This window comes from Halomonas sp. (genome assembly GCF_029263665.1).
Lineage (GTDB): Bacteria > Pseudomonadota > Gammaproteobacteria > Pseudomonadales > Halomonadaceae > Halomonas.
Genome location: NZ_JAJUFQ010000036.1, coordinates 1 through 24713, shown reverse-complemented (window position 1 = coordinate 24713; position 24713 = coordinate 1). Strand labels below are relative to the sequence as shown.

At 58.0% G+C, this 24713-nt stretch carries 23 protein-coding genes; 5 read left to right on the top strand and 18 right to left on the bottom strand.

Annotated features, from left to right (window positions below; genetic code table 11):
- Positions 1-45 precede the first annotated feature (45 nt).
- Together Q1K07_RS20615 and Q1K07_RS20610 are read right to left on the bottom strand one after the other, a co-directional pair.
- Positions 46-1866, bottom strand: a complete 1821-nt coding sequence (locus Q1K07_RS20615) for an aminopeptidase P family protein (RefSeq protein ID WP_300315626.1) — start codon at positions 1864-1866, stop codon at positions 46-48.
- A 3-nt stretch (positions 1867-1869) separates the two neighbouring features.
- On the bottom strand, positions 1870-3456 hold the full coding sequence (locus tag Q1K07_RS20610) for a peptide MFS transporter (RefSeq protein WP_300315623.1): 1587 nt from the start codon (positions 3454-3456) through the stop codon (positions 1870-1872).
- A gap of 365 nt (positions 3457-3821) precedes the next feature.
- On the opposite strand from Q1K07_RS20610, the gene Q1K07_RS20605 reads away from it, so the two are divergent.
- A complete protein-coding gene (locus Q1K07_RS20605) occupies positions 3822-5159 on the top strand; it encodes a deoxyguanosinetriphosphate triphosphohydrolase (protein WP_300315621.1) in 1338 nt (445 codons plus the stop codon).
- A 17-nt stretch (positions 5160-5176) separates the two neighbouring features.
- Here the strand turns inward: Q1K07_RS20605 and Q1K07_RS20600 are convergent, their stop codons facing one another.
- Positions 5177-6085: a nuclease-related domain-containing protein gene (locus Q1K07_RS20600; RefSeq protein WP_300315618.1), complete on the bottom strand. Its 909-nt coding sequence runs from the start codon at positions 6083-6085 to the stop codon at positions 5177-5179.
- A gap of 115 nt (positions 6086-6200) precedes the next feature.
- Here Q1K07_RS20600 and Q1K07_RS20595 point away from each other — a divergent pair, with 115 nt between their 5' ends.
- On the top strand, positions 6201-7049 hold the full coding sequence (locus Q1K07_RS20595; protein WP_300315615.1) for an NAD-dependent protein deacetylase: 849 nt from the start codon (positions 6201-6203) through the stop codon (positions 7047-7049).
- Here the strand turns inward: Q1K07_RS20595 and Q1K07_RS20590 are convergent.
- The 8 genes from Q1K07_RS20590 to dksA form a co-directional block, all read right to left on the bottom strand.
- A complete protein-coding gene (locus tag Q1K07_RS20590; RefSeq protein WP_300315612.1) occupies positions 7046-7420 on the bottom strand; it encodes a translation initiation factor Sui1 in 375 nt (124 codons plus the stop codon). The two genes, Q1K07_RS20595 and Q1K07_RS20590, sit on opposite strands and share 4 nt — an antisense overlap.
- A gap of 9 nt (positions 7421-7429) precedes the next feature.
- On the bottom strand, positions 7430-7810 hold the full coding sequence (gene panD, locus Q1K07_RS20585) for an aspartate 1-decarboxylase (protein WP_300315609.1): 381 nt from the start codon (positions 7808-7810) through the stop codon (positions 7430-7432).
- A gap of 9 nt (positions 7811-7819) precedes the next feature.
- Positions 7820-8671 carry a pantoate--beta-alanine ligase gene (gene panC / locus Q1K07_RS20580; RefSeq protein WP_300315606.1) on the bottom strand — a complete coding sequence of 284 codons (852 nt, stop codon included), beginning with the start codon at positions 8669-8671 and terminating at the stop codon, positions 7820-7822.
- A gap of 143 nt (positions 8672-8814) precedes the next feature.
- Positions 8815-9606 carry a 3-methyl-2-oxobutanoate hydroxymethyltransferase gene (gene panB / locus Q1K07_RS20575; RefSeq protein WP_300315603.1) on the bottom strand — a complete coding sequence of 264 codons (792 nt, stop codon included), beginning with the start codon at positions 9604-9606 and terminating at the stop codon, positions 8815-8817.
- Between the two features lie 143 nt (positions 9607-9749).
- The gene (gene folK, locus Q1K07_RS20570) at positions 9750-10253 is read right to left on the bottom strand and encodes a 2-amino-4-hydroxy-6-hydroxymethyldihydropteridine diphosphokinase (RefSeq protein ID WP_300315601.1); all 504 of its coding nucleotides are present in this window, start codon (positions 10251-10253) and stop codon (positions 9750-9752) included.
- Positions 10250-11659, bottom strand: coding sequence for a polynucleotide adenylyltransferase PcnB (gene pcnB / locus Q1K07_RS20565; protein ID WP_300315598.1), 1410 nt, complete (start codon positions 11657-11659; stop codon positions 10250-10252). Before pcnB ends, folK begins: the two co-directional genes overlap by 4 nt.
- A gap of 989 nt (positions 11660-12648) precedes the next feature.
- Positions 12649-13560 carry a tRNA glutamyl-Q(34) synthetase GluQRS gene (gene gluQRS, locus Q1K07_RS20560; RefSeq protein ID WP_300315596.1) on the bottom strand — a complete coding sequence of 304 codons (912 nt, stop codon included), beginning with the start codon at positions 13558-13560 and terminating at the stop codon, positions 12649-12651.
- Between the two features lie 108 nt (positions 13561-13668).
- Entirely contained in the window at positions 13669-14106 is a 438-nt protein-coding gene (gene dksA / locus Q1K07_RS20555; protein WP_149286675.1) for an RNA polymerase-binding protein DksA, read from the bottom strand.
- Between the two features lie 281 nt (positions 14107-14387).
- Here dksA and Q1K07_RS20550 point away from each other — a divergent pair, with 281 nt between their 5' ends.
- A complete protein-coding gene (locus tag Q1K07_RS20550; RefSeq protein ID WP_300315592.1) occupies positions 14388-15554 on the top strand; it encodes an aminotransferase class I/II-fold pyridoxal phosphate-dependent enzyme in 1167 nt (388 codons plus the stop codon).
- Between the two features lie 13 nt (positions 15555-15567).
- Positions 15568-16302, top strand: a complete 735-nt coding sequence (sfsA, locus tag Q1K07_RS20545; protein WP_300315590.1) for a DNA/RNA nuclease SfsA — start codon at positions 15568-15570, stop codon at positions 16300-16302.
- A 7-nt stretch (positions 16303-16309) separates the two neighbouring features.
- On the opposite strand, the gene Q1K07_RS20540 is transcribed toward sfsA, so the two are convergent.
- From Q1K07_RS20540 to Q1K07_RS20510, 7 genes are all read right to left on the bottom strand, one after another.
- The gene (locus tag Q1K07_RS20540) at positions 16310-17650 is read right to left on the bottom strand and encodes a hypothetical protein (protein ID WP_300315587.1); all 1341 of its coding nucleotides are present in this window, start codon (positions 17648-17650) and stop codon (positions 16310-16312) included.
- Entirely contained in the window at positions 17640-18251 is a 612-nt protein-coding gene (gene metW / locus Q1K07_RS20535; RefSeq protein ID WP_300315585.1) for a methionine biosynthesis protein MetW, read from the bottom strand. The genes Q1K07_RS20540 and metW overlap by 11 nt, the downstream gene beginning before the upstream one ends.
- Complete coding sequence (locus tag Q1K07_RS20530) at positions 18241-19422, bottom strand: homoserine O-acetyltransferase (RefSeq protein ID WP_300315582.1); 1182 nt, start codon at positions 19420-19422, stop codon at positions 18241-18243. Before Q1K07_RS20530 ends, metW begins: the two co-directional genes overlap by 11 nt.
- A 60-nt stretch (positions 19423-19482) precedes the next feature.
- On the bottom strand, positions 19483-20076 hold the full coding sequence (locus Q1K07_RS20525) for a YggT family protein (RefSeq protein ID WP_300315579.1): 594 nt from the start codon (positions 20074-20076) through the stop codon (positions 19483-19485).
- Positions 20077-20162: 86 nt separating this feature from the next.
- A complete protein-coding gene (gene proC, locus Q1K07_RS20520; protein WP_300315576.1) occupies positions 20163-20984 on the bottom strand; it encodes a pyrroline-5-carboxylate reductase in 822 nt (273 codons plus the stop codon).
- 68 nt (positions 20985-21052) lie between these two features.
- A complete protein-coding gene (locus Q1K07_RS20515; protein WP_300315573.1) occupies positions 21053-21748 on the bottom strand; it encodes a YggS family pyridoxal phosphate-dependent enzyme in 696 nt (231 codons plus the stop codon).
- A gap of 137 nt (positions 21749-21885) precedes the next feature.
- On the bottom strand, positions 21886-23016 hold the full coding sequence (locus Q1K07_RS20510; protein WP_300315570.1) for an anhydro-N-acetylmuramic acid kinase: 1131 nt from the start codon (positions 23014-23016) through the stop codon (positions 21886-21888).
- Between the two features lie 160 nt (positions 23017-23176).
- Here Q1K07_RS20510 and tyrS point away from each other — a divergent pair, with 160 nt between their 5' ends.
- The gene (gene tyrS, locus Q1K07_RS20505) at positions 23177-24376 is read left to right on the top strand and encodes a tyrosine--tRNA ligase (RefSeq protein ID WP_300315568.1); all 1200 of its coding nucleotides are present in this window, start codon (positions 23177-23179) and stop codon (positions 24374-24376) included.
- The last annotated feature ends 337 nt before the right edge of the window (positions 24377-24713 follow it).

Here is a 24713-nt window from a genome sequence, read left to right as displayed (position 1 = left end):
GGCTTACGGCTTACGGCTTACGGCTTACGGCTTACGGCTTACGGCTTACGGCTTACGGCTTACGGCTTCGGTGCGCTCGTTCAGCCATGCCAAGGCCTCGCCGTCGAGATGGGGCGTCAGGCGCTCACGAACCTCGGCGTGATAGGTGTTGAGCCATTGGATCTCGTCGCTACCCAGCAGTTCGAGGTTCAGACAACGGGTATCAATGGGGCACAGTGTCAGTGTCTCGAACTCGAGGAAGTCGCCGAACTCGCTTTCCGGTGCCGGACGGTTGGCGACCAGGTTTTCGATCCGTACTCCCCACTTTCCAGGACGATATACGCCCGGTTCGTTGGAGGTGATCATGCCCGGCTGCATGGCGGTATGGGCGGCGGTGGGTGCGCCCGAGCTGATCACCTGTGGGCCTTCATGAACATTCAGGAAATAACCGACACCATGACCGGTACCGTGGCCATAGTCGCGACCAGTGGCCCACAGCGGCGCGCGGGCGATGGCATCAAGCCGTGGCGCGGCGATGCCCAGCGGGAAGCGTGCGCGTGACAGGGCGATCATGCCCTTGAGGACCAGAGTGCAGTCCTCGCGCTGAGCCTCGGAGACCTGACCCACGGGCACCATGCGCGTGATGTCGGTGGTACCGCCGTGATACTGACCACCGGAGTCGATCAGCAGCAGGCCATCTCCCTCGATCACCGAATGTGCTTCCTCGGTGGCGTGGTAGTGCGGCAGAGCGCCGTTGGCATTGAAGGCGGCAATGGTGCTGAAGCTTTCACAGACAAACGTCTCGGCACGCTGGCGCTGTTCACGCAGGCGTTCATCAATGGTCAGCTCGGTGATTCGTTCCCCTGTGGCAAGTGCCTTGTCCAGCCAGGCGAAGAAGCGACACAGAGCGGCGCCATCGAGCTCCATGGTCTTGCGTACCCAGCCCAGTTCGTGATCGGTTTTCACGCCCTTGGCCAAGGTACTGGGCTGGAAAGCCTCCACCACGTTCATGTCCTTGGGCAACGCCTGGCGGGTCCCCAGAGACAGGCGGGCTGGATCGATCAGCGTGGTCTGGCTGGTCGGCAGTGCGGCCAGGGCGTTGGACCAGTCGCTGTAGTCGCTGATCTGAATACCATCGTTGGCCAGGTTTGCGCTCAGCTCGCTGTCGAGCTTGCCGGGGGCGACAAACAGGGTGGCACTGTCGTGGCCGACCTGCAGGTGAGCGAGGAACACCGGATTGAAGTCCACATCGGCACCGCGCAGCTGCAACAGCCAGGCGATGTCATCAAGGGTCGAGACCAAATGCCAGTCAGCGCCATGCTCGGCCATGGCCTCGCGTACACCGGCCAGCCGCTGGGCACGTGACTCGTCCAGATACTGTGGTGCATGGGCGCGGATCGGTGCGCTCGGAAGTTCGGGGCGGTCGGACCAGATGTCGTCGAGTAGATCGAGGCCGCCACGTTGCTGGATGCCGGCAGCACCGAGGATTTCATCCATCTGGCGGGCATGAGCCAACGACACGACCTGGGCGTCGTAGCCCAGAATAGCGCCTTGTGGCAGCTTTTCGGCCAGCCATTCGATAGGCGCAGAAGCCTGCCCCTGGACCAGCTTCATCATGCGGATGCCGGAGCCTTCCAGTTGCTCCTCGGCCTGGACGAAGTAGCGACTATCGACCCAAAGGCCGGCGTCATCCTGCGTTACCACCAGTGTGCCCACGGATCCATCGAAGCCAGATAGCCAGGCCCGGCCTGCCCAGTGCTCGGGCAGATACTCACTATGGTGAGGGTCACTGGAAGGTAACCACCAGGCATCAATGCCATGGCGTTGCATCGCTTCACGCAGGGCAGCAAGACGACTGGCGGCTACTGGGGTAGTGGCAGATGACATGCTTCAAACTCCAGGTCGGATAGTGGCTTCAGCGCCGCCTTCAGCGGAGGCGCGAGGGTCGATTATACGATTGTGCCTCAGCATGCGCTTGAACACCGGAGCGAGCAACAGCAGGATCATGGCGAAGATCACCAGAGCGATGGCCGAGCGGGCGAACAACTCGGGCATCTGCTGCAATTCCTCGGGGTTGACGTGGCCTCCGATCAATCCTGCCACCAGGTTCCCCAGCGCCGCACCGGTAAACCACAGCCCCATCAACTGGCCTTGAGTACGCTGCGGAGACAGGCCGGACATGGTCGACAGTCCTACCGGTGACAGGCACAGCTCGCCCAGTGTCAGCAGCAGCATGCTGCCGACGATCCACAGCGGCGAGACCAAGCCATTACTGGAAATGACCTGACGTGCTGCCAGCACCATGATGCCGAAACCAATGGCAGCCAGCAGCAGGCCCAGCACGAACTTGACTGGGCTGCCGGGTTCGAGACGTCGCCTGCCCAGCGCTGGCCACAGCCAGCCGAACAGCGGGCCGAGCAACACGATGAAGATCGGGTTCAGCGACTGGAACCACAGGGTCGGGATCTCCCGGTCGAAGGCGCTGCGGTCAGTGTACTGGGCGGCGAACAGGTTGTACGAGGTGGGTTGCTGTTCGAAGGCGGCCCAGAAGCAGGCACCGGCGACCACCAGTATCAGGCACACGGCGACCCGTTTGCGCTCCTTGCCATCGAGGCCGGAGAAGAACAGCAGGTAGACAAAGAATACCAATGAACAGAGGATCAGCACGCTGGTCATGGCCTCGGCCACAGCGCGAGGATTGATACGCACGATACCCGTGGCGACCAGAATCACCATCGCAGCCACCAGGGCGACCGCTGCGAGTACGAACTTGCCGACATGGCGGCGTTTGACGGCAGGCGCATCCCAGCTCGAGGGACGCTCTCGAGCGGCGTCAGCACGGCGCATGGCGGGTACGGCCCACAGGCGAAACAGGATCAGTGCCACCAGCATGCCGGTTCCGCCGGTGGCGAAGCCCCAGTGCCAACCGCGGGTTTCCATCAACCAGCCGGTCAATAACGGCGCGACCAGGCTGCCGAGATTGATGCCCATGTAGAAGATGGCGAAACCGCCGTCACGGCGTGCATCGTCTTCGTCATAGAGACTACCGACCATGACGGAGATACAGGTCTTGAACAACCCGGTGCCCATGACAATCAGAATCAAGCCGACAAAGAAGGTAACCGGGCCCACCAAGGCGGAACTGGCAATGGACAGGTGGCCCAGGGCAATCAGGATGGAGCCGTACCACACGGCGCGGCGCTGGCCGAGCCAGTTGTCGGCCAGCCAGCCGCCGGGCAGCGCCGCCAGGTATACGGCCCCGCCGTAGATGCCGACAATGGCGGCGGCGGTCTTTGCATCGAAGCCCAGACCTCCACTCAGTAGCGGGGCGGCCATGAACAGCACCAGCATGGGGCGCACGCCATAGAACGAGAAACGTTCCCACATTTCAGTGAAGAACAGCGGGCCAAGGGCTCGAGGATGGCCAAAGAAGCCTTTGTCCGCTCCAGAGGGGGCGTAGGGGGTGGAGGATCGCATGCTGCTTGACCTATACAGGAACGGTAGTAGGCGACCGAAGACAGGAGCTGTCCGCGAATGACGCAGGTGCGGGCTTCTGAATAGAGTGGCCGAGAAGACCCGACAATAAATCGCCGAATGGCGATAAAAGCTGTTGTGGATCAATCAAGTGCCGGGGGATTCCCGTGCAATCCGCCTGATGGGGTAGCTGTGTCGGTTCGGTTGGAGCTGCTGTTCGTTGGTGCGGTTGCTCCAGGAAGAAAGCGGCATGTCCAGACAGGTTGATGTGAATGAGTACAGGTGAAAGGGGCGAATGAATGAGAGAGGGTGAACATGGTCAGAGACAGATCTCGGTGCCAGAATGATGTACTCAAGGAGGAGTGCCCATGAAGTCCATGACCTGGGAGCGGTTGCTCGATCCCATCCGCCTGCATGATCCACGTGGCGCCACTCGAGATGAAGTGGGGCGCAGTCCTTTCCACAAGGATCATGATCGTATTGTCTTTGCTGGTTCCTTCCGTCGTCTGGGGCGCAAGACTCAGGTACATCCATTGACTGACAACGATCATATCCATACTCGTCTGACGCATTCCTTGGAGGTGGGATGTGTCGGCCGTTCCCTGGGCATGAGCGTGGGCGAACTGCTGCGTGATCGTTTACCTGAATGGATCACCCCGGCGGACCTGGGCGTGATCGTTCAGGCGGCTTGCCTGGGGCATGACATTGGTAATCCACCTTTTGGTCATGCCGGTGAATATGCCATTCGTGACTGGTTCAAGAGTGCCGAGAACTCCGGGAGTGGTTTGCTGGATGGGCTCTCGGACCTGGAGCGTCAGGATCTGCTGACCTATGAAGGCAATGCTCAGGGGTTCCGCATCGTCACTCAGGTTGAATACAACCAGTTCCGTGGTGGCATGCGACTGACGGCTGCCACGTTGGGAACATTGCTGAAGTACCCCTGGACTGTTACTCATGGTGGCCAGGCCGGCAAGTTCGGCTGCTATCAGAGTGAGTTGCCGCTGTTGACGCAAGTGGCTGATCACCTTGGCCTGATTGCTCAGGGAGTGCATCGCTGGTGCCGGCACCCGCTGGCTTGGCTGGTCGAGGCCGCTGACGATATCTGTTATGCCCTGCTCGATCTCGAGGATGGGGTGGAAATGGACATCCTTGGCTTCGATGAGGTGGCTGAGATTCTGACCCAGATTGCGGGAGGCGAGCCTGTCGACTACGCCGACATGAAGCGGGACGGTGTTTCTCAGCGGCGGCGTATCGCAGCCTTGCGCGGCGCCGCCATGGAAAGGGCCGTTACCGATGTCGGTCGTGTATTTGTCGCCCATGAGAGCGAGCTGCTGGCGGGGTCTCTGCGTGACGACCTGCTGGAACTGTGTCATCCGGACTTGGACTGGGGAGTCAAGCTGGCCAAGGAACTGGCACGCAAACGCATCTTCTGTAATACCCGCAAGGCCAAGCTGGAGATTGGCGCTTACACCACGCTAGGCATCCTGCTTGAAGCCTTCATTGGTGCGGCCCATGAACTGCATTACACAGGGCGTTCCAGTTTCAAGCATCAACGTGTGTTGGCACTGATAGGAGAAAACACGCCACGCCAGTCCTGGTCACTGTATACCAGTTACCGGCGCATGCTGGACTTCATTGGAGGCATGACCGACCACTATGCCGTGGACCTGGCCCAGGAGATGGGAGGGCGCCTGAGGGGAGAGTGACTTCCAGACGGGGCGACTTATATGCTGGGGGCCAAGGCTGGATTCTGGGCACTCAGGGTGCGCTGATGCAGCGCATTGATGATGCGATCATGCACATCCTGCTGGATGTCGCCGGTGCGGATGGCATCGATGTGTGCAGCAAGGCCTTCTCCACTGAGGACTTCCAGGTCTGCACTGCGGGCTTCATGACGGATCTTCCAGCCCGGTAATACGAGGATGCCATGTACTGGCACCGGTTGGCCGAGTTCACGGTTCAGCCAGGATGCCACCCAGCGTGTCGCCTGGCGTGCCTTGTGTTGTGGCTTGCGTTCATTCCAGCCCGGAAAGCGCAGGCGCTCATGCTCGACGGTAACATGATTGCGGATCGTACCATCGGGTGTCATGGCCGGTGTGCGGGCCCTGACCTCGATGACGAAGACACCATGAGGTGTGACGGCCACATGGTCGATAAGGAAGGTGTCGGCAGGCACGTCATGGAATACGTAGTAGGGGTGTGCTTCGGGATGAATCAGGTGATCCAGTTCCTGGCCTACTGCCAGCTCACATGCCAGACCCAGCTTGAGACGACGGATGCGTTGATAGTCGCGAATCAGACGCAGGCTGACAAAGATGGCCAGTACAGTGCACAGCGCGCCGTAGAGTGCCCACTCAACCCAGTTCTGCTGGCGGGAGAACAGCATGCGCCCCATGCCATAGACCAATGGTGCCAGGGTGATTATCGGACCCAGAGAAGCATTGAGAAACAGTATGGAGAAAGCCTTGTCGAGACGGTCTCGCAGGCTCTGGCCAGGTTCTCGCAGCGGGTGAGCATCGAAGGGGGAGTGAACCCGGGCATCATGCAGGCTGCGCAGCGCTACCACCACCACCGCTGCGGCGGCAAGCGGGAAAAGGAAGATCAGCGGCAGCAGATAATACACCCAGGTCATGGATTGTCCTTTTCCTTGCAGAAGAATAGCGACCATTGTAGACAACCGAAGGCCCGCGCAGCTACGGCAAATTCGCTTGCCGGTCCCGTCATGGAGGAGTTTTCTGGTGAATGAGATGTCAAGGCATGCCGCCAATCCATCCCTGGCGGGTATACCGGCGTTGGAAGCCTTCTTTTCTCGACATGCTCGGGTAGCAGTGTTGAGCGGTGCAGGTATCAGTACAGCGAGTGGTATACCAGATTATCGCGATGCGAGTGGTGACTGGAAACGCTCACCTCCAGTACAGCACCGTACCTTCATGACCAGCCATGCCGCGCGTCAGCGCTATTGGGCGCGAGCTCTGATCGGTTTTCGAGTGCTTAACGAGGCAACCCCCAACCTGGCACATCATGCGGTGGCGGAACTGGAGCGACAGGGCAAGGTGGCTGGGGTGATTACCCAGAATGTCGATGGCCTGCATCAACGTGCAGGTTCCCGCCGCGTGATCGATCTGCATGGGCGTGCTGACCTTGTCGTATGCATGAGCTGTGGGGCGCGCCAGATGCGTCATGCTCTGCATGGAGAACTGGCCAGGCGAAATCCCCGGTGGCTGGATGCTGCTCGTGCGGACTTGGCCGCCCCAGATGGCGATGCTGATCTGGAGACGGATTTCTCTTCCTTCGAAGTGCCGGACTGTGACTATTGCGGTAAGGGTATCTGGAAACCTGATGTGGTGTTTTTCGGCGACAATGTACCCACTCGAGTGGTGGAGAGTGCCTATACCTTGCTGGAGGACAGCGATGCCCTGCTGGTGATCGGGTCATCGCTGATGGTTTATTCCGGCTTTCGCTTTGTGCAGGCCTGTGTCAGAGAGCAGCGCCCTGTTGCCTGCCTGAATCTTGGGCGTACCCGGGGGGATGAGCTGTTCACGCTGAAAGTCGAGGCTCCAGCGGCCGAAGTGCTGCATGCCCTGGCATATTCCTAGCCTCCGGCGAGCTTTACCGTAAATCCCTGTTTCTCCAGCTCGGCTTTCAGTACCTGGCGGTGATCTCCCTGGATCTCTATCACGCCATCCTTGAGAGCTCCCCCAGTACCACAACGTTGTTTCAGCTGTTTGGCGAGCGCCTTGAGCTCCTTTTCGGCAAGGGGCACGCCGCTGACCGTCGTCACGCCCTTGCCCTTGCGGCCACTGGTTTCCCGGCGAATTCGCACAATACCATCGAGTTCTGCCAGGCGCTGTTCATCCGCCTGTTCAGCACATCGGCAGGCTGTTCTCGGTTGTCGGCATGTGGGGCAGATATCGCCATGCTCGGTAGAGTAGACCAGCCCACCCAGCTGGTCTCGCAGTGATGCCATGATGTCCCCTCAAGCCAACTGTACAGGAATGGCGTTGCTGGTATGACTGATCTCGTTGCCTTCCTGCAGATAGACCAGGGATGGCTTGTGATTTTCCAGCTCGGCCTCGCTGTAGTGTGCGTAGGAACAGATGATGACACGCTGACCTTCGCTGGCCAGATGTGCTGCGGCACCGTTCACGGAGATGACCTTGGAGCCTTCCTCTGCACGGATGGCATAGGTGGTGAAGCGTTGACCATTTTCCACGTTGTAGATCTGGATCTGTTCATTTTCACGAATGCCGGACAGGTCCAGCAGCTCGCCATCGATGGCACATGAGCCTTCGTAGTTGAGTACAGCGTGGGTGACACGGGCCATGTGCAGCTTGGCTTTGAGCATGATGGTATGCATGGCGATTCCTCAATTGCGCGGCAGGGTCAGGGACAAATTATCAATCAGGCGTGTGGAGCCCAGTCGTGCGGCCGCCAACAGGATGACCTCACGAGTGTTCTCGGTCACGCTGCTGAGGTCTTTGGCGCGCAGTTCCAGATAGTCAGGCTCGAAGCCTTGGCGCCGCAGACTTTCGATGCCTTGGGAAAGGCTCTCCTCGATGCTGGCGCCGTTCTCCAGGGCATCGCGGATCTCACCCAGTGTTCGTTGCAGGCCAGCAGCAGTATTGCGCTCAGTCTCGCTGAGATACCCGTTGCGTGAGGACATGGCCAGTCCCGAAGGTTCGCGGACGGTGGGGACTCCGATGACTTCGATAGGCAGGTGCAGGTCGCGGACCATGCGCTGGATAACGGCCAACTGCTGATAGTCCTTCTCGCCGAAGCAAGCTACATCTGGTTGAACGATATGGAACAGCATACTGACGACGGTGGAAACGCCATCGAAATGCCCCGGGCGTGATCCGCCACATAACCCTTCGCTGACTTCTGATACCTTGACCAGGGTCTGGTTGTCCATGCCGTGAGGGTACATGGACTGTGGCGTAGGGGTGAACACGATGTCACAGCCGGCAGCCTGGAGTTTGGCCTTGTCTGCTTCCAGTGTCCGGGGGTAGTTGTCCAGGTCTTCGCTGGGGCCGAACTGCAGCGGGTTGACGAATATGGAAGTGACTACAACATCGCTGGTGGCTCGGGCTTTCTCTACCAACGCCAGATGCCCCTGGTGGAGGTTACCCATGGTCGGCACCAGGCCGATGCGTTTACCCGAACGGCGATGGACTGCCAAAGCCTCGCGCAGGGCGGTGATGTCGTCGAAAGAACGCATGATGGTATCTCTGCTTGGAGCCAGGAAGCCGGGGATCCAGCTTGAGGAATTCGTTTTCAAAGCTCTTGTTCTATACAAAGTTTTTGTTCGAAGCTTTGGAAGTTAAAAACTTTTGAAATTCAAAGCCTTAAAAATTCAGGCTTTTAAAAGCAATGCTCAGGGGCAGGGAAGCGGCGTGCCAGAACATCTTCATGATAATGGCGGAAAGCAGCCTCGATGCTTGCATTACCCTCCAGGAAGTTCTTGGAGAAGCGCGGCATACGGCCATGTGAGATGCCGAGAATGTCATGCATCACCAGGATCTGGCCGTCAGTATCTGGACCTGCGCCAATACCGATGACTGGCACCTCCAGGGCTTCCGTGACAGCACGGCCGAGGCTTGCTGGTACGCATTCGAGCAAAATGATGGAGGCGCCGGCCTCAACCAGAAGCTTGGCATCGTCGATGATGCGCTGGGCGGCGTCTGTTTCCCGGCCCTGAACCTTGTAGCCTCCAAGCTGGTGCACGGACTGGGGCGTCAGGCCAAGATGGGCACAGACAGGAACACCTCGCCGGGTCAGCTCATGAATATCATCAGCCATCCAGCCCTCACCTTCCACCTTGATGATCTCGGCACCGGCACGCATCAGGTCAGCGGCATTTTCCAGCAGTCTTTCTCGGCTCGGGTTGCCCATGAAGGGAAGGTCGACCATCAGCAGACTATTGCTCTTGCCACGGGCGACACAGCGAGTGTGGTAGAGAATATCATCCATGGTCACCGGCAATGTGCTGGCATGCCCTTGCAGTACCATTCCCAGGGAGTCCCCGACCAGTAGCACGTCAATGCCGGCCTTGTCGGCAATAGCAGCGAAGGAGGCGTCGTAGGCTGTCAGGCAACTGAATGCTTCACCCGCGCGCTTGCGCGCTTTCAGTGAGCTCAGGGTGACGGAAGTCATGGCATGTTCTCGTGTTGGCGGTGGGACGAGATGCTGGCAGAACCTGACCTCGCCATCGGAGTCACCGCGGATTGTTACCGATGAAGGTTAGTGTGTCGATAGTGCATATCCGATCCGTATCAATAACGGGCTATTGCACGGCTTCAAGCCGATATCGGGCGCAAATCATCATCGGCCAATTCCCTGGCCAACTGCTCTACCAGCGTCGCCAGTCGGCGGCCATCGGGCAGTGTGAAGTCGTCTGGTGCAATCTCTGCCAAGGGCAGGATGACGAAAGCTCGCTTGGTCATTTCCGGGTGTGGCAGCAGCAAGCGGGGGTGCGAGTATTGTTGGTTGTCGACCATCAGCAGGTCGAGGTCCAGGGTGCGAGGCCCCCAATGCTGCTTGCGTACGCGACGATGGCGTTGTTCCAGTGCCTGTAGCTGGTCGAGCAGTGCCAGTGGCGTCAAACGGGTACGCAGTGCGGCTACGGCATTGACAAAATCAGGCTGGTCCTGAGGGCCGATCGGGCGGCTGATATAGCGTCGTGAAGCCGCGACCCGCTGTGTCAGGGGAAGTCGATCAAGTTCCTCCAGGGCACATTGGACCTGCTCATGGGGGGAATCAAGGTTACTGCCGATGCCGATCCAGGCCAGTGATTCACTCATGATTCTGATGGCGAGTTTGAAGTATTGGAACGAGGACGCCGCCGGCGACGGCGCTTGCGTGGACGAGTCGGGCTACTGGCTGGGTCTGTGCCGACACTATGCAACAGGCGCCGTTGTTCGTGTTCATCTGCCTCCTGGAAGGCCGTCCACCAAGCGCCCAATCCTGGAGGCATTTCCCCGGCGGTCTCTCGTAGTAGCAAAAAGTCATAAGCAGCACGGAACCGCGGGTGCTCTCGTGTCTGGAATGCACGCTTGCCGCGACGCAGGGGCAAGCGCTGCTGCAAGTCCCAGATATCGCGCATCGGCATACTGAATCGCTTGGGAATGGACACGTGTTGCAACTCGCGGCTGATAACCTGCTGGGCTGCTGTCTGGAGCGCCGGCACTGGGGGCATGCCGTCGGCTTCGAGCTGTGCCTGACGGATTTGGACAGGCCCCCACATGAAGGCTGCCAGCAGGAACGCTGGCGTCACCGGTCGATCATCGCGAATACGTCGATCGGTACTTCCAAGTGCCTGCTCGATCAGAACTTCGGCCCAGTGATGCTCATTGATGCACTCGTCGGCTTCCGGGAACAGCATGGCGAACAAGTGGTATTCACGCAGCAAGCGGAAAGTCTTCAGGCCTTCGCCAGAAAGGAACAGCTTGAGTACTTCATCAAACAGGCGCGCAGGGGGGATTTGCAGCAGCAGTGGCGCCATTTCACGAATGGGGGCCTCGGTTTCAGGCGCCATGTGGAAGTCGAGCTTGGCGGCGAAACGCATGGCTCGCAGCATGCGTACGGGGTCTTCGCGATAGCGGGTCGCTGGATCGCCAATCAAGCGCAGAGTGCGTGACTCGATATCCGACAGGCCACCTGCAAAATCATGGATGGAGAAGTCTGCGATGCTGTAGTAAAGGGCATTGACGGTGAAATCGCGACGTAGTGCGTCCTCTTCGATATTGCCCCACACATTGTCACGCAAGAGGAGGCCTGCATCGGATTGGGAGGCGATATGTTCGCCGTGGTCGTCATTGGGCTTGCCTCGGAAGGTTGTTACCTCAATGACTTCACGGCCGAAACGCACGTGAACGATACGGAAACGGCGGCCAATGATCCGAGAGTTGCGGAACAGCTGCTTGACTTCTTCCGGAGTGGCGTCGGTGGCAACATCGAAATCCTTGGGATTCAGACCCAGCAGGGAGTCGCGCAGGCAGCCACCAACCAGGAAGGCCTCAAAGCCGGCATTATGCAGGCGATACAACACCTTGAGGGCCGCCTCGCTGAACTGGCGGCGAGACACTGGGTGCTCATCGCGAGGAATGACGCGAGGTGTTGATGGGCCTCCGGCGGCCTCCGAGGCGCCGAACAGGGAGCGTAGGTGCTCTCCTGGACTTTGCAAAAAGCGGGCAAATCCTTTGATCATGCGGCGATTTCGACTCGCGGAACAAGAAAAATGAGAGTTTAGCGGACGCTACCCCCCTTGCAAAGGCAAGGCCAGATTATCGTCGTGCTTGATGGGGTGGTCTTGCATGGCTGACCGAGCCCTGTATACCCAGAAGGCCTGGTCATTGGGGAGCGTTAGAGAGACAAAACCGAACAGAAGAAAGGGGAGGCCTATGGCCTCCCCCATCAAAGCAGGATGCAGCATCCCTGCTGCTGATTCTTCTTCGTGATGGCGCATCGCCTTGAATACGCACCACAGTCACCAAGGTGAGGTCAGGTTCGCATGCTGTTATCTTTGTTTGGCGCTCCTGGGGGCGACCGTCTCGTATTCAAAACAATAATCCAACCACGACGGCATGAAGATCATGCCTCCTCCCGGATTATTGGCATTGTTGCCGGGAGTTGCACTCTGACGACATATTGTTCTTGTTGCATGTCGTTTCTGGTGCGTCGCGTCCTGGTTCCGGTGGGCATGCCGGACTTCGCCTTGTTGTTATTGTTAGGGCGAAAACAGATCGCCTTGCTGAACCTTGTTGTTATTGTTGGTTCGCGATGCGAAATGCCCATTCCGCCTGCTTCTCGAGGAAGCGTTGTTATTGTTCGGCGGATCTGATCGGCGTTGGCAGCATTGTTTTTGTTGGCTGCTCTCTTATGACGCTCGATCGCCGGATTCTTGTTCTTACCCAGACTTTGCAGATCTCGTGCCTACTTTGATTTTTTTCTTCTTTAACAGCAGCTTACCTATTTATGTTTGGTAGTAGGAAAGCTGCCGAGGCATTAGTGTCATCTCTTGCTACCCAAAATAGCGCACCCGTCAGGGATGATGTTCTCAACCGGTGCACAACAGAGGGAGCTAGCGTGCAGGGCCTACAATGCCTGTATTTGTGATTACAGACACTTGCACCATGGTCGTATGAACCAAAGGAGGGAGGTGCCTACCTCGACAGGATGGGCGATGAGGAGAGGCGCTTATGCGTGAACTTCTCCGGGGCGAATAGCTCCAGGACGAATAGCGCCAGGGTTCCAGTGGGCAAGGGCTTCTGCCAGTTGTTCATCTACGGTGGCATGGGCCAATTCAGGAACAGGGTTCTGTCCAAGGGCTCGTAGCGTATGGTGCAGCAAGGAGCGAACCTGGTCTGGTTCATGGGGGAGCGGCTGGGCCAGGTTCTGCTTCGAGAGTTTCTGGCCATCATCGCCCATCACCAATGGCAGATGCAGATAACATGGTGTTGGCAGGCCAAGGGCCTGTTGCAGCTGAATCTGCCATGGGGTGTTGTCAAGCAGGTCTGCGCCACGTACTACATCGGTAATGCCCTGTTCTGCATCATCCACTACCACAGCGATCTGATAGGCCCAGAGGCTATCCTTGCGCTTGATGACGACATCGCCGAGGAGCTCGGGGTGGAACGTCTGGTGACCGTAGACCCGGTCATGCCAGCTCACAGGGTGCATGCAACGGTCAGTACGCAGACGCCATGCCTTGGGAGCATCCGGGCGACAAACGCCTTCCCGACACCATCCCGGATAGACCGCATGCTGGCGCCACTCCTTGCGGGAGCAACTGCATGGGTAGGCCAGGCCCTGCTCTATCAGCACTTCCAGAGCATTAGTATAAGCTTCGCCACGGTCATGCTGGTAGCTCACTTCGCCGTCCCAGTACAGGCCATAGGTTTCAAGCTGCTGCAGGATGGTGGCATCGGCTCCGGGAGGGCAGCGTGGTGGATCAATGTCTTCAATACGCACGGACCAGCGGCCACCACTGTGTCGCGCATCCAGATAGCTGGCAACAGCGGCCAGCAGTGAACCTGCATGCAGAGGGCCCGTCGGGGTTGGAGCAAAACGGCCGTGGGGTTTTTCGGGGAGTATCAGCGTTTCAGCCATGAGCGTCGGTTCCGGGACGGTTCCATAGCCATTTCAGCGGGCGCTACCAAATACGCGAACGGGCACCTTTTGGGTGCCCGTGGTCTAAGCAACAAAGTGGGTTCCTTTTCAGCCACCCAACTGCTTCTCTTTCAGCTCGGCCAACGTCTTGCAGTCCACGCACAAGGTGGCGGTGGGGCGAGCTTCAAGACGACGAATACCAATTTCTACGCCACAGGCTTCGCAGAAGCCGTAATCGTCCTCATCGATCTTCTCGAGGGTTTCGTTGATCTTCTTCAGCAGCTTGCGCTCACGATCGCGTGTGCGCAGTTCGAGGCTGAAGCCTTCCTCCTGAGTGGCTCGGTCGGCAGGATCGGCGTAGTTGTTCGCCTCTTCCTGGAGGTGGCGAACAGTGCGATCAACCTCCTCCATCAATTCCTGTTTCCAGCCGAGCAGGATCTGTCGGAAGTGCTCAAGCTGCTTCTCGTTCATGTACTCTTCACCCGCCGCCGGTTCATACGGGGTGAATTTCTTGGGCGCTTCCGGCTTTTTCTCTGCTACTGGCATGGGACTGCCTCTTACTTTAGTGTCTGCTGATCAATACCCACGCTAGGCTAAGGTATCTCACGCCAAAGGGAAGCTTGTTTAGCGAATATTTGGACGTAATGCAACACCTAAGAGGGTTAGTTTTGCCATATATCCATCTTTATGTGTTGTTTCGGCAACGACAAAGTACCGCTTTGAGGGCTGCCCCCCTCGACGACTGGCTTATTGCATCCTTAGACTCTCTGTCATGCTCTGGAGTTCGCCGTAGCCTTATAGCGCCGTTCGTTTGTTAGGAGATTCCCATGTCCTGGAATGCCAGGCTGGAACGGGTGGCCCCGTTTCGTGTGATGCATTTGCTTGAAATAGCCCAGCAGCGTGAGGCTGCTGGTCACGACGTCATTCACCTCGAAGTTGGTGAGCCGGACTTTCCTACTCCTCCCCAGGTAATCGAGGCCGGACAGCGTGCGCTGGAAGAAGGGCGTACCCGTTATACACCAGCTGCAGGGATCATGCCTCTGCGAGAAGCCATTGCAGAGCACTATCGGGAACATTTCGCTGCTACGGTTTCGCCTGAGCGCATCATCATCACGCCAGGCGCTTCTGGTGCTCTGCTGCTGGCGAGCCAGTTGTTGATGGGGCCGGGTGATCGAGTGTTGATGGCTGATCCCAATTATCCATGCAACCGCCATTTCATGGCCCTTGCGGGTGCCGAAGTCGATGTGGTGCCTGTGGGGCCATCCAGTAGCTGGCAGCTCAATGCTGGGCTGATTGCGGAATATTGGCGTGACACGACGCGCCTGGCCATGCTGGCGTCGCCATCCAACCCCACAGGCCATGTGTTGCAGCGAACCGAGCTTGCCGCCGTAGTCCGAGAGGTCGAGGGACGAGGTGGGCATCTACTGGTAGATGAGATCTATCAAGGGCTCAACTATGGAATGGCGCCATTGTCGGTTGCATCACTCAGTGAGCATGCCTTTATCGTCAACAGCTTTTCCAAGTACTTTGGCATGACTGGGTGGCGCCTGGGCTGGCTGGTAGCCCCGGAAGACGCGTTGGAGCCACTGAATCGCCTGGCGCAGAATGTATTCCTGGCGGCTTCGACCCCCGCCCAGTATGCTGCCCTGGCTGCTTTCTCGCCGGAGTGCCGAGCGTTGCTGGAGCAGCGGCGCCAAGAGCTGGCAACACGCCGCGATGCCTTGCTGGAAGCATTGGCACAGCTGCAGTTGGCCCCCTCCTTGCCGCCTCAGGGTGCCTTCTACCTGTGGCTGGATATTTCTGCCTTCAGCAATGACAGCCAGGACTTCTGTATGCGCCTGCTGGAGGAAGAGAATGTGGCCATCACGCCGGGGACGGATTTTGCTGTGCAGGGAGGTGAGCACCACGTGAGAATCGCCTTCACGACCTCTGTTCCACGCTTGCAGGAAGCGGTCACCCGTCTGGGGCGCTTCTTGAGTCGCCAGGGTCGCTGAGGGAAGAGCACACATGGATTACCCTGAACTCTACTGCGGTGTGCTGCTCAAGCGTTATAAGCGCTTTCTTGCCGATATCCGGCTGGATGATGGCCGTGAGGTGGTTGCCCATTGCCCTAATACGGGTTCCATGCGTGCGGTAAACATGCCAGGTAGCCGGGTATGGCTGTCATCCAGCACTGATCCCAAACGTAAGCTGAAATGGACGTGGGAATTGATCGAGCTTGAGCAGCCCGAGGGCGGCATGGCTCTGGCGTCTGTGCATACTGGGCGAGCCAACCGCATTGTAGAGGAAGCCTTGAGAGGACCGCAGGTTCCCGATGCGCTGGCGGGTTACTCGCGACTCAAGCGTGAAGCCAAGGTGGAAGGCGCGCGACTCGATTTTCGTCTGGAGGATGACCGGCTGGGGAGCTGCTTTGTCGAGGTCAAGCAAGTCACTTTGCGGGAACAGGACGGCCATGGCTATTTCCCCGATGCCGTCAGTGAGCGTGGGCGCAAGCACCTTGAAACGCTCGCCGCGCTTGCAGCCTTGGGGCATCGTGCGGTCCTGCTGTTTCTTGTTGCCCATGAGGCCATTCCCGACGTGGCACCGGCCGCTCACCTGGATCCGGCCTATGCGGAAACCCTGCTGAGGGTCGCGAAGCAAGGTGTCGAGATCATGGCCTTTGGTATCAGGGTCGAGCGCAGTAGGGATGAGCACCCCAGGGCGATTGCTCTAGGGCAAGCGCTACCTGTCAGAGTGACGTGACAGGTGATCAGTCTCTCAGGGGCTGGCAATAGGGCAGGGCCGAGAGCACTCTGTCTAGCGCTTCTTGACCCTGGGTTCCATCAGCGATGTGCTGCCACCATTGGCGGTGGATGGCACGGACCTTGAGAGTGACATTGGGTATGCCGAGGACCTGAGCCATGGCCAGGCGGTGCAATCCCTTGTTGATCTTGATCAACTCGCCCTGGCGATTCACGGCGACACCCAGCGGGTCCTTGCCCAAGGTATTGTCGAAACCGAAGCAGATGATGGACTCCATGTACAGCAGATAGCGCCGTAGATAGGCCAGGATGCGCTCCGGGCGGTCGAGCATGATACCGTCGGAATGAGAAGCGATGGGGTTTCCGCGTGCCAGACGTCCGGCCAGGTAGTGATAGCTGCGACTGCGGTCAGGGTGACGGCGGTGGTGCCAGATGTCGGCAATGAAATGTGTCCGCCGGCTGGAAAGAGCATGGCTCAGTGGCACATCCCAGTCGCCTTCCCACAGCAAGCGACTGCCTATCCGGTGGCGTACCTTGCGATCGGGAAACGAGAGGGGATAGTTGACCTGACGCAGTAGCTCTCTGGGAGCCACCTTTACGTCCAGCTGTCGGCTGTAGCGTTCTTCGATGGCATGCCTTGGCAGCCCCCGTTTCTCGATCCAGGCATTGCCGGGGGCTTGATGCAACCACAGGCTCAAGAGTCCTTGTTCCAGCGGTTTCCCTATATAACCATCCAGAACCCCCATGGTACGGTTGGCTATGCGCGACAGGCGCATGCGTGGCGCCAGGATGGGGTCGAAGAGGCGCGGGTCTGCAGGCTCGCCGTTAGGGGTGAGTGGCATGTCGCGTGTGCTTCTGAGCAGTTCCAGAGCCGTGGTCAGGCGTGTTCTCAGATGTTCGCTGATGGTGGCTGGGGGAAGCTGCTCGGCCATGGTACACAGACGCTCAGCCGATAACGATTCGCTCATGTGCACTGGCGGAGGCAAATCGACTCTGTCGATATCGATACGCAGTGCCGATGTATCGTCTTCAGGCTGCGTATGAGGGGCTTTCAGTTGACTGTTGAGGCGGGAGCCGAAGATATGCATCAACCAGTGCTGGGGACCGTGCTTGGCAGCGTTGAAGCGCCATATGTTATGCCAGGCGAGCTCCAGAGTATCGTGGACGACGTCTGCGATCTCGTCATGATGATCGAGAAACTGTTCAGCAATGGCTACCAGACAGGGAACGCTTTGGCGAGCCAGGGACTCAAGGCCTTCCGTTGAGCCCTGGGCACAGGCGTTCAGTGCATCGCCCAGTCGAGAGCAGACGACGGCTGAGGATAGTGGTTGGGCCTGATTACTGGCCACTGTCAGTATTCCGCCTTGAAACTCGGAAGATAGCGATTTCTCCGAAAAGATTTGGCCACAGGCGAGACATCAGTCTTCCTTCATGATCCTTGATGCCCACTGCACGATCAATGATGGCAAGCCCCTTGTCACGACACAGTGCCTCGAAGTCATTGAAGGTCGACAGGTGGATGTTGGGGGTGTCGTACCAGGCATGAGGCAATGTCTTGGATACCGGCATATAACCACGCAACCCCAGATGCACACGGTGACGCCAGTAGGCGAAATTGGGGAAGGTGATGATGCATTCCCTGGCAACGCGCAGCATTTCATCGAGCATCAGGTCAGGGCGTCGTAGGGCTTGCAGTGCCTGAGTCATGATCACGAGGTCGCAGGAATTGTCATCGAAGTTGGCCAGGCCATCATCAAGGTTCTGCTCGATGACATTCACACCTTTGGCAATGCAGGAGGTGATGCCGTCGGGATCTATCTCGAGGCCATAGCCAGTGACGCTTTTATCCTGTGCCAGGGCATGCAGCAAGGTACCATCGCCGCAGCCAAGGTCAAGTACCCGTGAGCCTTGCGGGACCCACTCGTGGATCACGTTCAGATCAGAACGCATGAGCGGTCTCCTGTGTCTGTGCAGGCTTCAGCCCAAGTTGTTCGGCAATGCGGGTCATGAAGCTGGAGAACACGTCCTGGTAACGTGGCTCTGGCATCAGGAAGGCATCGTGGCCATGGGGTGAGTCGATATTGGCGTAGCTGACGGACTTGCCTGAACGGATGAGTGCGTTGACCAGCTCCTTGGAGCGTGACGGAGGGAAACGCCAGTCAGTGCTGAAGCTGACGACTAGAAATGGACACTGAGCAGGTGCGACGGCTTTGGCCAGGTCTCCTTGATAAGCTGCAGCGGGGTCGAAGTAGTCCAGTGCTTTTGTCATCAGCAGGTACGTGTTTGCATCGAACGAGGTGGAGAAGGCATCCCCTTGGTAACGCAGATAGGACTCTACCTCGAAGTCTACGTCGAAGCCGAAATTGAGATCGTCAAAGCGCAACTCGCGTCCGAATTTTGTCCCCATGGCGTCTTCGGACAGATAGGTAATGTGTCCGACCATGCGAGCCAGCCGGAGCCCATGTCTTGGCAGGGTGTCATGCTCGCCATACCAGCCATCATGGAAGTCGCGGTCTGAGCGAATGGCCTGACGGGCGACTTCGTTGAAGGCAATGTTCTGTGCTGACAGCTTAGGCGTGGCAGCGATGACAACGGCGCTGGCCAGCCGCTCCGGGTAGGAAAGTGTCCACTGTAGTACCTGCATACCCCCCAGACTGCCACCGACAATGGCCGCAAAGCGTTCGATGCCAAGATGGTCAGCCAGGCGGACCTGACTATTGACCCAGTCGCTGACCGTGACCAGGGGGAAATCAGGCCCCCACAGGCGCCCCGTTTCAGGGTTGGTGCTGGAGGGGCCCGTGGAGCCGTGGCAGCCCCCGAGATTGTTCAGCGATACGACAAAGAAACGGTTGGTATCGATGGACTTGCCTGGGCCTATATGGGTATCCCACCAGCCGGGTTTGCGGTCGGTTTCACTGTGATAACCGGCTGCATGATGGTGGCCGGAGAGGGCATGACAGACCAAGACGGCATTGCTGCGCTCGGCATTGAGCGTACCGTAGGTCTCATAGACCAGGTCATAGGATGGCAGCGTCTTGCCGCATACCAGAAGCAGAGGGTCGTCAAAGTGCGCCGTCTGCGGCGTCACCAGTCCGACCGAATCGCGAGGTAGCTCGGGCATCAGTCGTTTCGTGTCCAGTAGAGATTCAATTGAAATTATCAGAGGCCAGGGAGGCAGGGCTTAGAGCCCTACCAGCAAGCCGGGGAGGCCAGCAGCACGTACCAGCTGTCCCACCACGATACCATCGATCAAATTAATGCCGATAAACACCACAATAGGTGATAGGTCGAGCATGCCCAGTGGTGGAATCACTTTTCTCACCGGGGCCATGATCGGCTCGACCAGTTGCATCACCAGTACCGCCGCAGGGTGGTTGGCACGAGGGGCGACCCAGCTCAGGATGATCATCACGATCAGGGCAAAGAAATAGATTTTTAGAATGGTGCCAAGCACGGCCGCAACACCTGCGAGAGCCAGGCCGTCCAGGCGAGGCATTCCTGCACCGGCCATCTTGAGCAGGATGACAATGCTGATCACCTTGACCAGAAAGCCAGCAACAAGAGTGGCCAGGTCGAAGCGTTTCATCACCGGACCCAGAACTCCCTGGAAGGGACGCACCACGGGTTGTGTGATCTTGACCAGTGACTGGCTGAGCGGATTGTAGTAGTCCGCCTGTGAGGCCTGCAGCAGGAAGCGCAGCATCAGCAGGAGCAGATAGATGTTGATGAGGGTGTTGATCAGCGAGATACCGGCGCTTCCCAGTTGACTGCCCATATGGGCTCCTCCGTCATGTAATGTGTAAGGTATGGGCTCTGTTGCTAGGCGAAAGTTGGCAATGTCATAGCCTGCTCAAGAGAGCGCTATTTGGCCAGTTCCCTGGCCATTTCCTGAGCGCGCTTTGCACAGGCTTGCATGGCGCCATCCAGCGCTTCTCGTAGGCCTGCATGCTCAAGATGATCAATTGCGCGCTCTGTCGTACCACCTGGCGACATGACATTACGCTTGAGCTCAGCCGGGCTCTTGTCGCTGTTCATTGCCATGGATGCTGCTCCGAAGGCCGTCTGCATGGCCAGGCGGCGTGCGCTTGCTGCGGGTAGTCCGAGTCTGGTGGCAGCTTCTTCCATGGCCTCGAACATCAGGAAGAAATATGCAGGGGCACTGCCAGACACAGCGGTTACTGCATCAAGCAGGTGCTCCTCCTCGACCCATTCGACGATGCCGACACTTTGCATCAGATCCGTAGCCAGATCACGTTGCTCAGCATTGGTGAGGGTGTTGGCATATAACCCGGCAGCCCCTGCACCGACAAGTGATGGAGTGTTGGGCATGCAGCGGATGACAGCCAATTCCTCCCCCAGCCAGCTTTCCAGCGTGTCTGATGTCAGGCCTGCTGCTATCGATATGATCAACGGCTTGCGTGCCTGGATTGCGTCGCGCAAGTCTGCACATACGGTGTGCATGATCTGTGGCTTGACTGACAGTACTACAACATCGGCTTTTGCCACAGCGGCTTGATTATCGGTCGTGGTGTTGATACCGAGCTGCTTGGCCAGAGGCTCCAGAGTCGCCTTGCTTGTCGCGGTTGCGGTGATGGCGGAGGCGGGGTAGCCGCTTTGTACCATGCCGCCGAAGATCGCGCTGGCCATGTTGCCGGCGCCGATAAAGGTCACATTGCTGGCCATGCAAGGCTCCTGTGATGATGTGCAGCTATTGTTTTCAGCTGATTCAAATAGATAGTGTGTTCTTTGGGTTAATCCCGTGCACCGAAGATAGCTGTGCCCAGACGTACTACCGTGGCTCCTTCAAGGACAGCGGCCTCCATGTCGTCACTCATGCCCATGGACAAGGTGTCCAAAGGCGCATCGGGAAGCCGTTCACGTAGATGCTCGAAGGCCTGACGCAGACGGGCAAAGGGCTCGCGCTGTTGGCGAGGATCCGAGGCTGGCGCCGGAATTGCCATCAGGCCGCGTAGCCTTAGTCGTGGCAATGCCGCGACCTGTCGGGCCAGCTCATCTAGCTCATCCAGTGATACGCCCGACTTGGAAGCTTCGCTGCTGATATTCACCTGCAGGCAGATATTGAGCGGCCCCATTTCCTCCGGACGTTGTTCAGATAGCCGTCTCGCAATCTTTTCACGATCGACACTGTGGACCCAGTCAAAGTGGCTGGCGACATCACGGGTCTTGTTCGACTGAAGAGGTCCAATGAAGTGCCAGACGATGTCGTCGATGTCACTCAAGCGATGTTGCTTGTCGATGGCTTCCTGAACGTAGTTCTCACCGAAGTTGCGTTGGCCATGTTCATAGGCCTCACGCAGCATGTCTGCTGGTTTGGTCTTGCTGACGGCTAGCAAAAGTGCATCGTCAGCGTTGCGTCCAGCATCTTGCAAGGCCTGGGACAGACGTTGTCGGGCCGAGGACAAGGATTCAGCAATGGTTGCAGTCATGGATGCGGTGTCTCACTACCATGGTGGTTGCCGCGCAACATATAGAAAAGTGGGCGCAACACTGATGGAAAACAAGTGGATATTACCCAACTGCCCTAGTGCCCGGCAAAGCCGAGAGTGAAATCAGGAAGTACGTTCTAGCGCGCATAAACACCACCCAAAATCCTGGGGCCTGCTGCACCTGTGACGGAGGGCAGGTTGCCGGGTTGCTCAAGCAGGCGTTGGCGGGCCAGCCAGGCAAAGCAGGCAGCTTCCAGCCAGTCTGCTGGCCAACCCAGTACATCAGCGTCAAGCAAGGTAGTGTTAGGCAGGCGGATCATCAAACGACGCAGCAGATCACTGTTTCGAGCACCTCCACCACAAGGCACCAGCTCCATGGCGGAAGGTGCACCAAGGCGCTCGCGTGCCATTTCCACGCCTTCGGCAATGCTGGCGGCGGTCAGCTCGGCCAATGTAGCCTGGACATCTTCCGGAGGCTCGTTGCCTTGCAAGTGCTGCTCGACCCAGCCGAGGTGGAATAGCTCTCGTCCGGTACTGCGCGGTGGTGGCAAGCGGAAGAAAGGATCGTTGAGCATGTGCATCAGCAGGGTGTCATTGATATGGCCACTGGATGCCCAGCGTCCGTCGGCATCAAAGGCATCGCCATTGTGGCGCTCGTGCCAGGCATCCAGGAGAGCATTGGCTGGGCCGGTATCGAACCCTAGTGGTGCACGCTCATCGCCAAGAGGGGGCAGCAAGGTCAGGTTGGCGAAGCCTCCTAAGTTGAGTACCAGGCGCCAGTGATGCGGGTGGCGAAAAACGGCTTCATGGAAAATCGGTGCCAAGGGGGCGGCCTGGCCACCAGCTGCCAGGTCGCGGCGGCGAAAGTCGGCGACAACAGGGCAGCCAGTGAGCTCCGCCAAGCGGCTGGGATTATCCAGCTGCAAGGTATAAGGGGGGCCTCCAGCATGGCCGTATGGGGCATGCTCGATAGTCTGGCCGTGGCTGCCGATGGCAGCAATGTCGTTAGTGCTCAGATGTTGTTGTTCGAGCAGTGCCATGACGGCCTTGGCCTGGCATTGGCAAAAGCCCTCTTCCGCCATGGCGATGTCAGCGAAGGCAACGGCATCCTGATGGCACAGACGCCATAGGATACTGCGTAACTCCTCTGGTATTGCTTCTCCATAGGAGGCTTCCAGGTGTGGAGTTCCCTGTTCATCGAAGCTGACCAGGGCAGCATCGATACCGTCCAGGCTGGTTCCGGACATTAGGCCAATGAAGCGTTGCATGGGGCTCGTGTCTCAACTGGAGGGAAAAGTTCATGGTAACATCCCCGCCATTCTTTATATGCCCTGGTCCGCCAAGCTTCTTGCGCGACATGAATGTTGCACGATGCAGGTGCCGCATGGAGCTATCGAGCAGGCCAAACCCATTCAGGAGTGGACACCAATGACTGATGTGGCTGATGCCCTTGCGCTGATCAAGCGCGGCACCCATGAGATCCTTCTGGAAGACGAGCTGGAGAAGAAGCTGGCTTCCGGGCGCAAGCTGCGTATCAAGGCGGGCTTCGATCCAACTGCTCCTGATCTGCATCTGGGGCATAGTGTCTTGTTGACCAAGATGCGTCAGTTTCAGGACCTTGGGCATACCGTCATCTTCCTGATTGGTGATTTCACAGGGCGTATCGGCGACCCGACAGGCAAGAACGTTACACGCAAGCCCCTGACGGAAGATGAGGTCAAGGCCAACGCCCAGACCTATAAGGAGCAAGTTTTCAAGATCCTTGACCCAGACAAGACCGAAGTTCGCTTCAATGCCGAATGGTTTTCCAAGCTGAGTGCGGCGGACATGATCGAGCTGGCAGCCCAGAGCACCGTGGCAAGAATGCTCGAACGTGACGACTTCGAGAAACGCTACAAGGGTGGGCAATCCATTTCGATTCACGAGTTCCTCTATCCGCTGGTGCAAGGATATGACTCTGTCGCGCTGGAAGCGGATGTGGAACTGGGCGGCACCGACCAGAAGTTCAACTTGCTGATGGGCCGCGAAGTACAAAAGCATTTTAACCAGCAACCGCAGGTCGTCATCACCATGCCGCTTCTGGAAGGTCTCGATGGCGTACAGAAGATGTCCAAGTCATTGGGCAACTATGTGGGTGTGGATGAAGCCCCTGGAGCGATGTTCAACAAACTAGTGTCGATGCCTGATTCCCTGATCTGGCGCTACTTTGAGTTGCTGTCCCTTAAGGACAATGCAGAGATTGCTGAACTCAAGGAACGCATCGAGCGTGGTGACAATCCGCGTGATATCAAGATGGAACTGGCGCGGGAGCTGATAGGCCGCTATCACGGTGAAGAAGCCGCGGCCAATGCACATCGCAGTGCAGGAAACCAGTTGGCAGAAGGCGAGCTGCCGGATGACCTGCCTGAGGTGGAGGTTGATTTCGAAGGTGTAGAGCAAGCCCCTATTGCTGCTGTGCTCAACCGTTCAGGTTTAGCCAGTAACAGTGCCCAGGCCAAGGACATGCTGGGTAATGGCCGTGTGAAAGTAGATGGAGAGGTTGTAGAGAAAGACCTGATGCTGGATACCGGCAAGAGCTACGTTATCCAGGCGGGCAAGAAGCGTTACGCTCGGGTCAGCGTCAAATAGGGTCGAGCACCGAGCAGGACTTGGGCACTGCTCGGTGCTCGCAACTCGTTGCTCGAGGCTTTCAGAAGTTTCCGAAAAAACCGCTTGCAGGGTGCCTTCGAAATCCGTAAAGTACGCATCCGCTGCCGGGGACGAGACAACGTCACCAGCGGTAAGAGGTGGTAAAAGCAATTGATTTGAAAAGACTTTTTAAGTACTCGGTAAAATCTTTCGCTTGACGGACAGGCTGGAATCAGTAGAATGTCCGCCACTTCGAAACGAGTCGCTGATGAGGTGCTCGTTCAGACTTTCGCTCTGACTGTTTCATCGAAACAGCGCCTTGAAAAATAGGCACTTG

Bases quoted from the DNA above. Each gene is read 5' to 3' on its own strand.
- Q1K07_RS20615 (WP_300315626.1), bottom strand. From the start codon at position 1,866: ATGTCATCTGCCACTACCCCAGTAGCCGCCAGTCGTCTTGCTGCCCTG.
- Q1K07_RS20610 (WP_300315623.1), bottom strand. From the start codon at position 3,456: ATGCGATCCTCCACCCCCTACGCCCCCTCTGGAGCGGACAAAGGCTTC.
- Q1K07_RS20605 (WP_300315621.1), top strand. From the start codon at position 3,822: ATGAAGTCCATGACCTGGGAGCGGTTGCTCGATCCCATCCGCCTGCAT.
- Q1K07_RS20600 (WP_300315618.1), bottom strand. From the start codon at position 6,085: ATGACCTGGGTGTATTATCTGCTGCCGCTGATCTTCCTTTTCCCGCTT.
- Q1K07_RS20595 (WP_300315615.1), top strand. From the start codon at position 6,201: ATGTCAAGGCATGCCGCCAATCCATCCCTGGCGGGTATACCGGCGTTG.
- Q1K07_RS20590 (WP_300315612.1), bottom strand. From the start codon at position 7,420: ATGGCATCACTGCGAGACCAGCTGGGTGGGCTGGTCTACTCTACCGAG.
- panD (WP_300315609.1), bottom strand. From the start codon at position 7,810: ATGCATACCATCATGCTCAAAGCCAAGCTGCACATGGCCCGTGTCACC.
- panC (WP_300315606.1), bottom strand. From the start codon at position 8,671: ATGCGTTCTTTCGACGACATCACCGCCCTGCGCGAGGCTTTGGCAGTC.
- panB (WP_300315603.1), bottom strand. From the start codon at position 9,606: ATGACTTCCGTCACCCTGAGCTCACTGAAAGCGCGCAAGCGCGCGGGT.
- folK (WP_300315601.1), bottom strand. From the start codon at position 10,253: ATGAGTGAATCACTGGCCTGGATCGGCATCGGCAGTAACCTTGATTCC.
- pcnB (WP_300315598.1), bottom strand. From the start codon at position 11,659: ATGATCAAAGGATTTGCCCGCTTTTTGCAAAGTCCAGGAGAGCACCTA.
- gluQRS (WP_300315596.1), bottom strand. From the start codon at position 13,560: ATGGCTGAAACGCTGATACTCCCCGAAAAACCCCACGGCCGTTTTGCT.
- dksA (WP_149286675.1), bottom strand. From the start codon at position 14,106: ATGCCAGTAGCAGAGAAAAAGCCGGAAGCGCCCAAGAAATTCACCCCG.
- Q1K07_RS20550 (WP_300315592.1), top strand. From the start codon at position 14,388: ATGTCCTGGAATGCCAGGCTGGAACGGGTGGCCCCGTTTCGTGTGATG.
- sfsA (WP_300315590.1), top strand. From the start codon at position 15,568: ATGGATTACCCTGAACTCTACTGCGGTGTGCTGCTCAAGCGTTATAAG.
- metW (WP_300315585.1), bottom strand. From the start codon at position 18,251: ATGCGTTCTGATCTGAACGTGATCCACGAGTGGGTCCCGCAAGGCTCA.
- Q1K07_RS20530 (WP_300315582.1), bottom strand. From the start codon at position 19,422: ATGCCCGAGCTACCTCGCGATTCGGTCGGACTGGTGACGCCGCAGACG.
- Q1K07_RS20525 (WP_300315579.1), bottom strand. From the start codon at position 20,076: ATGGGCAGTCAACTGGGAAGCGCCGGTATCTCGCTGATCAACACCCTC.
- proC (WP_300315576.1), bottom strand. From the start codon at position 20,984: ATGGCCAGCAATGTGACCTTTATCGGCGCCGGCAACATGGCCAGCGCG.
- Q1K07_RS20515 (WP_300315573.1), bottom strand. From the start codon at position 21,748: ATGACTGCAACCATTGCTGAATCCTTGTCCTCGGCCCGACAACGTCTG.
- Q1K07_RS20510 (WP_300315570.1), bottom strand. From the start codon at position 23,016: ATGCAACGCTTCATTGGCCTAATGTCCGGAACCAGCCTGGACGGTATC.
- tyrS (WP_300315568.1), top strand. From the start codon at position 23,177: ATGACTGATGTGGCTGATGCCCTTGCGCTGATCAAGCGCGGCACCCAT.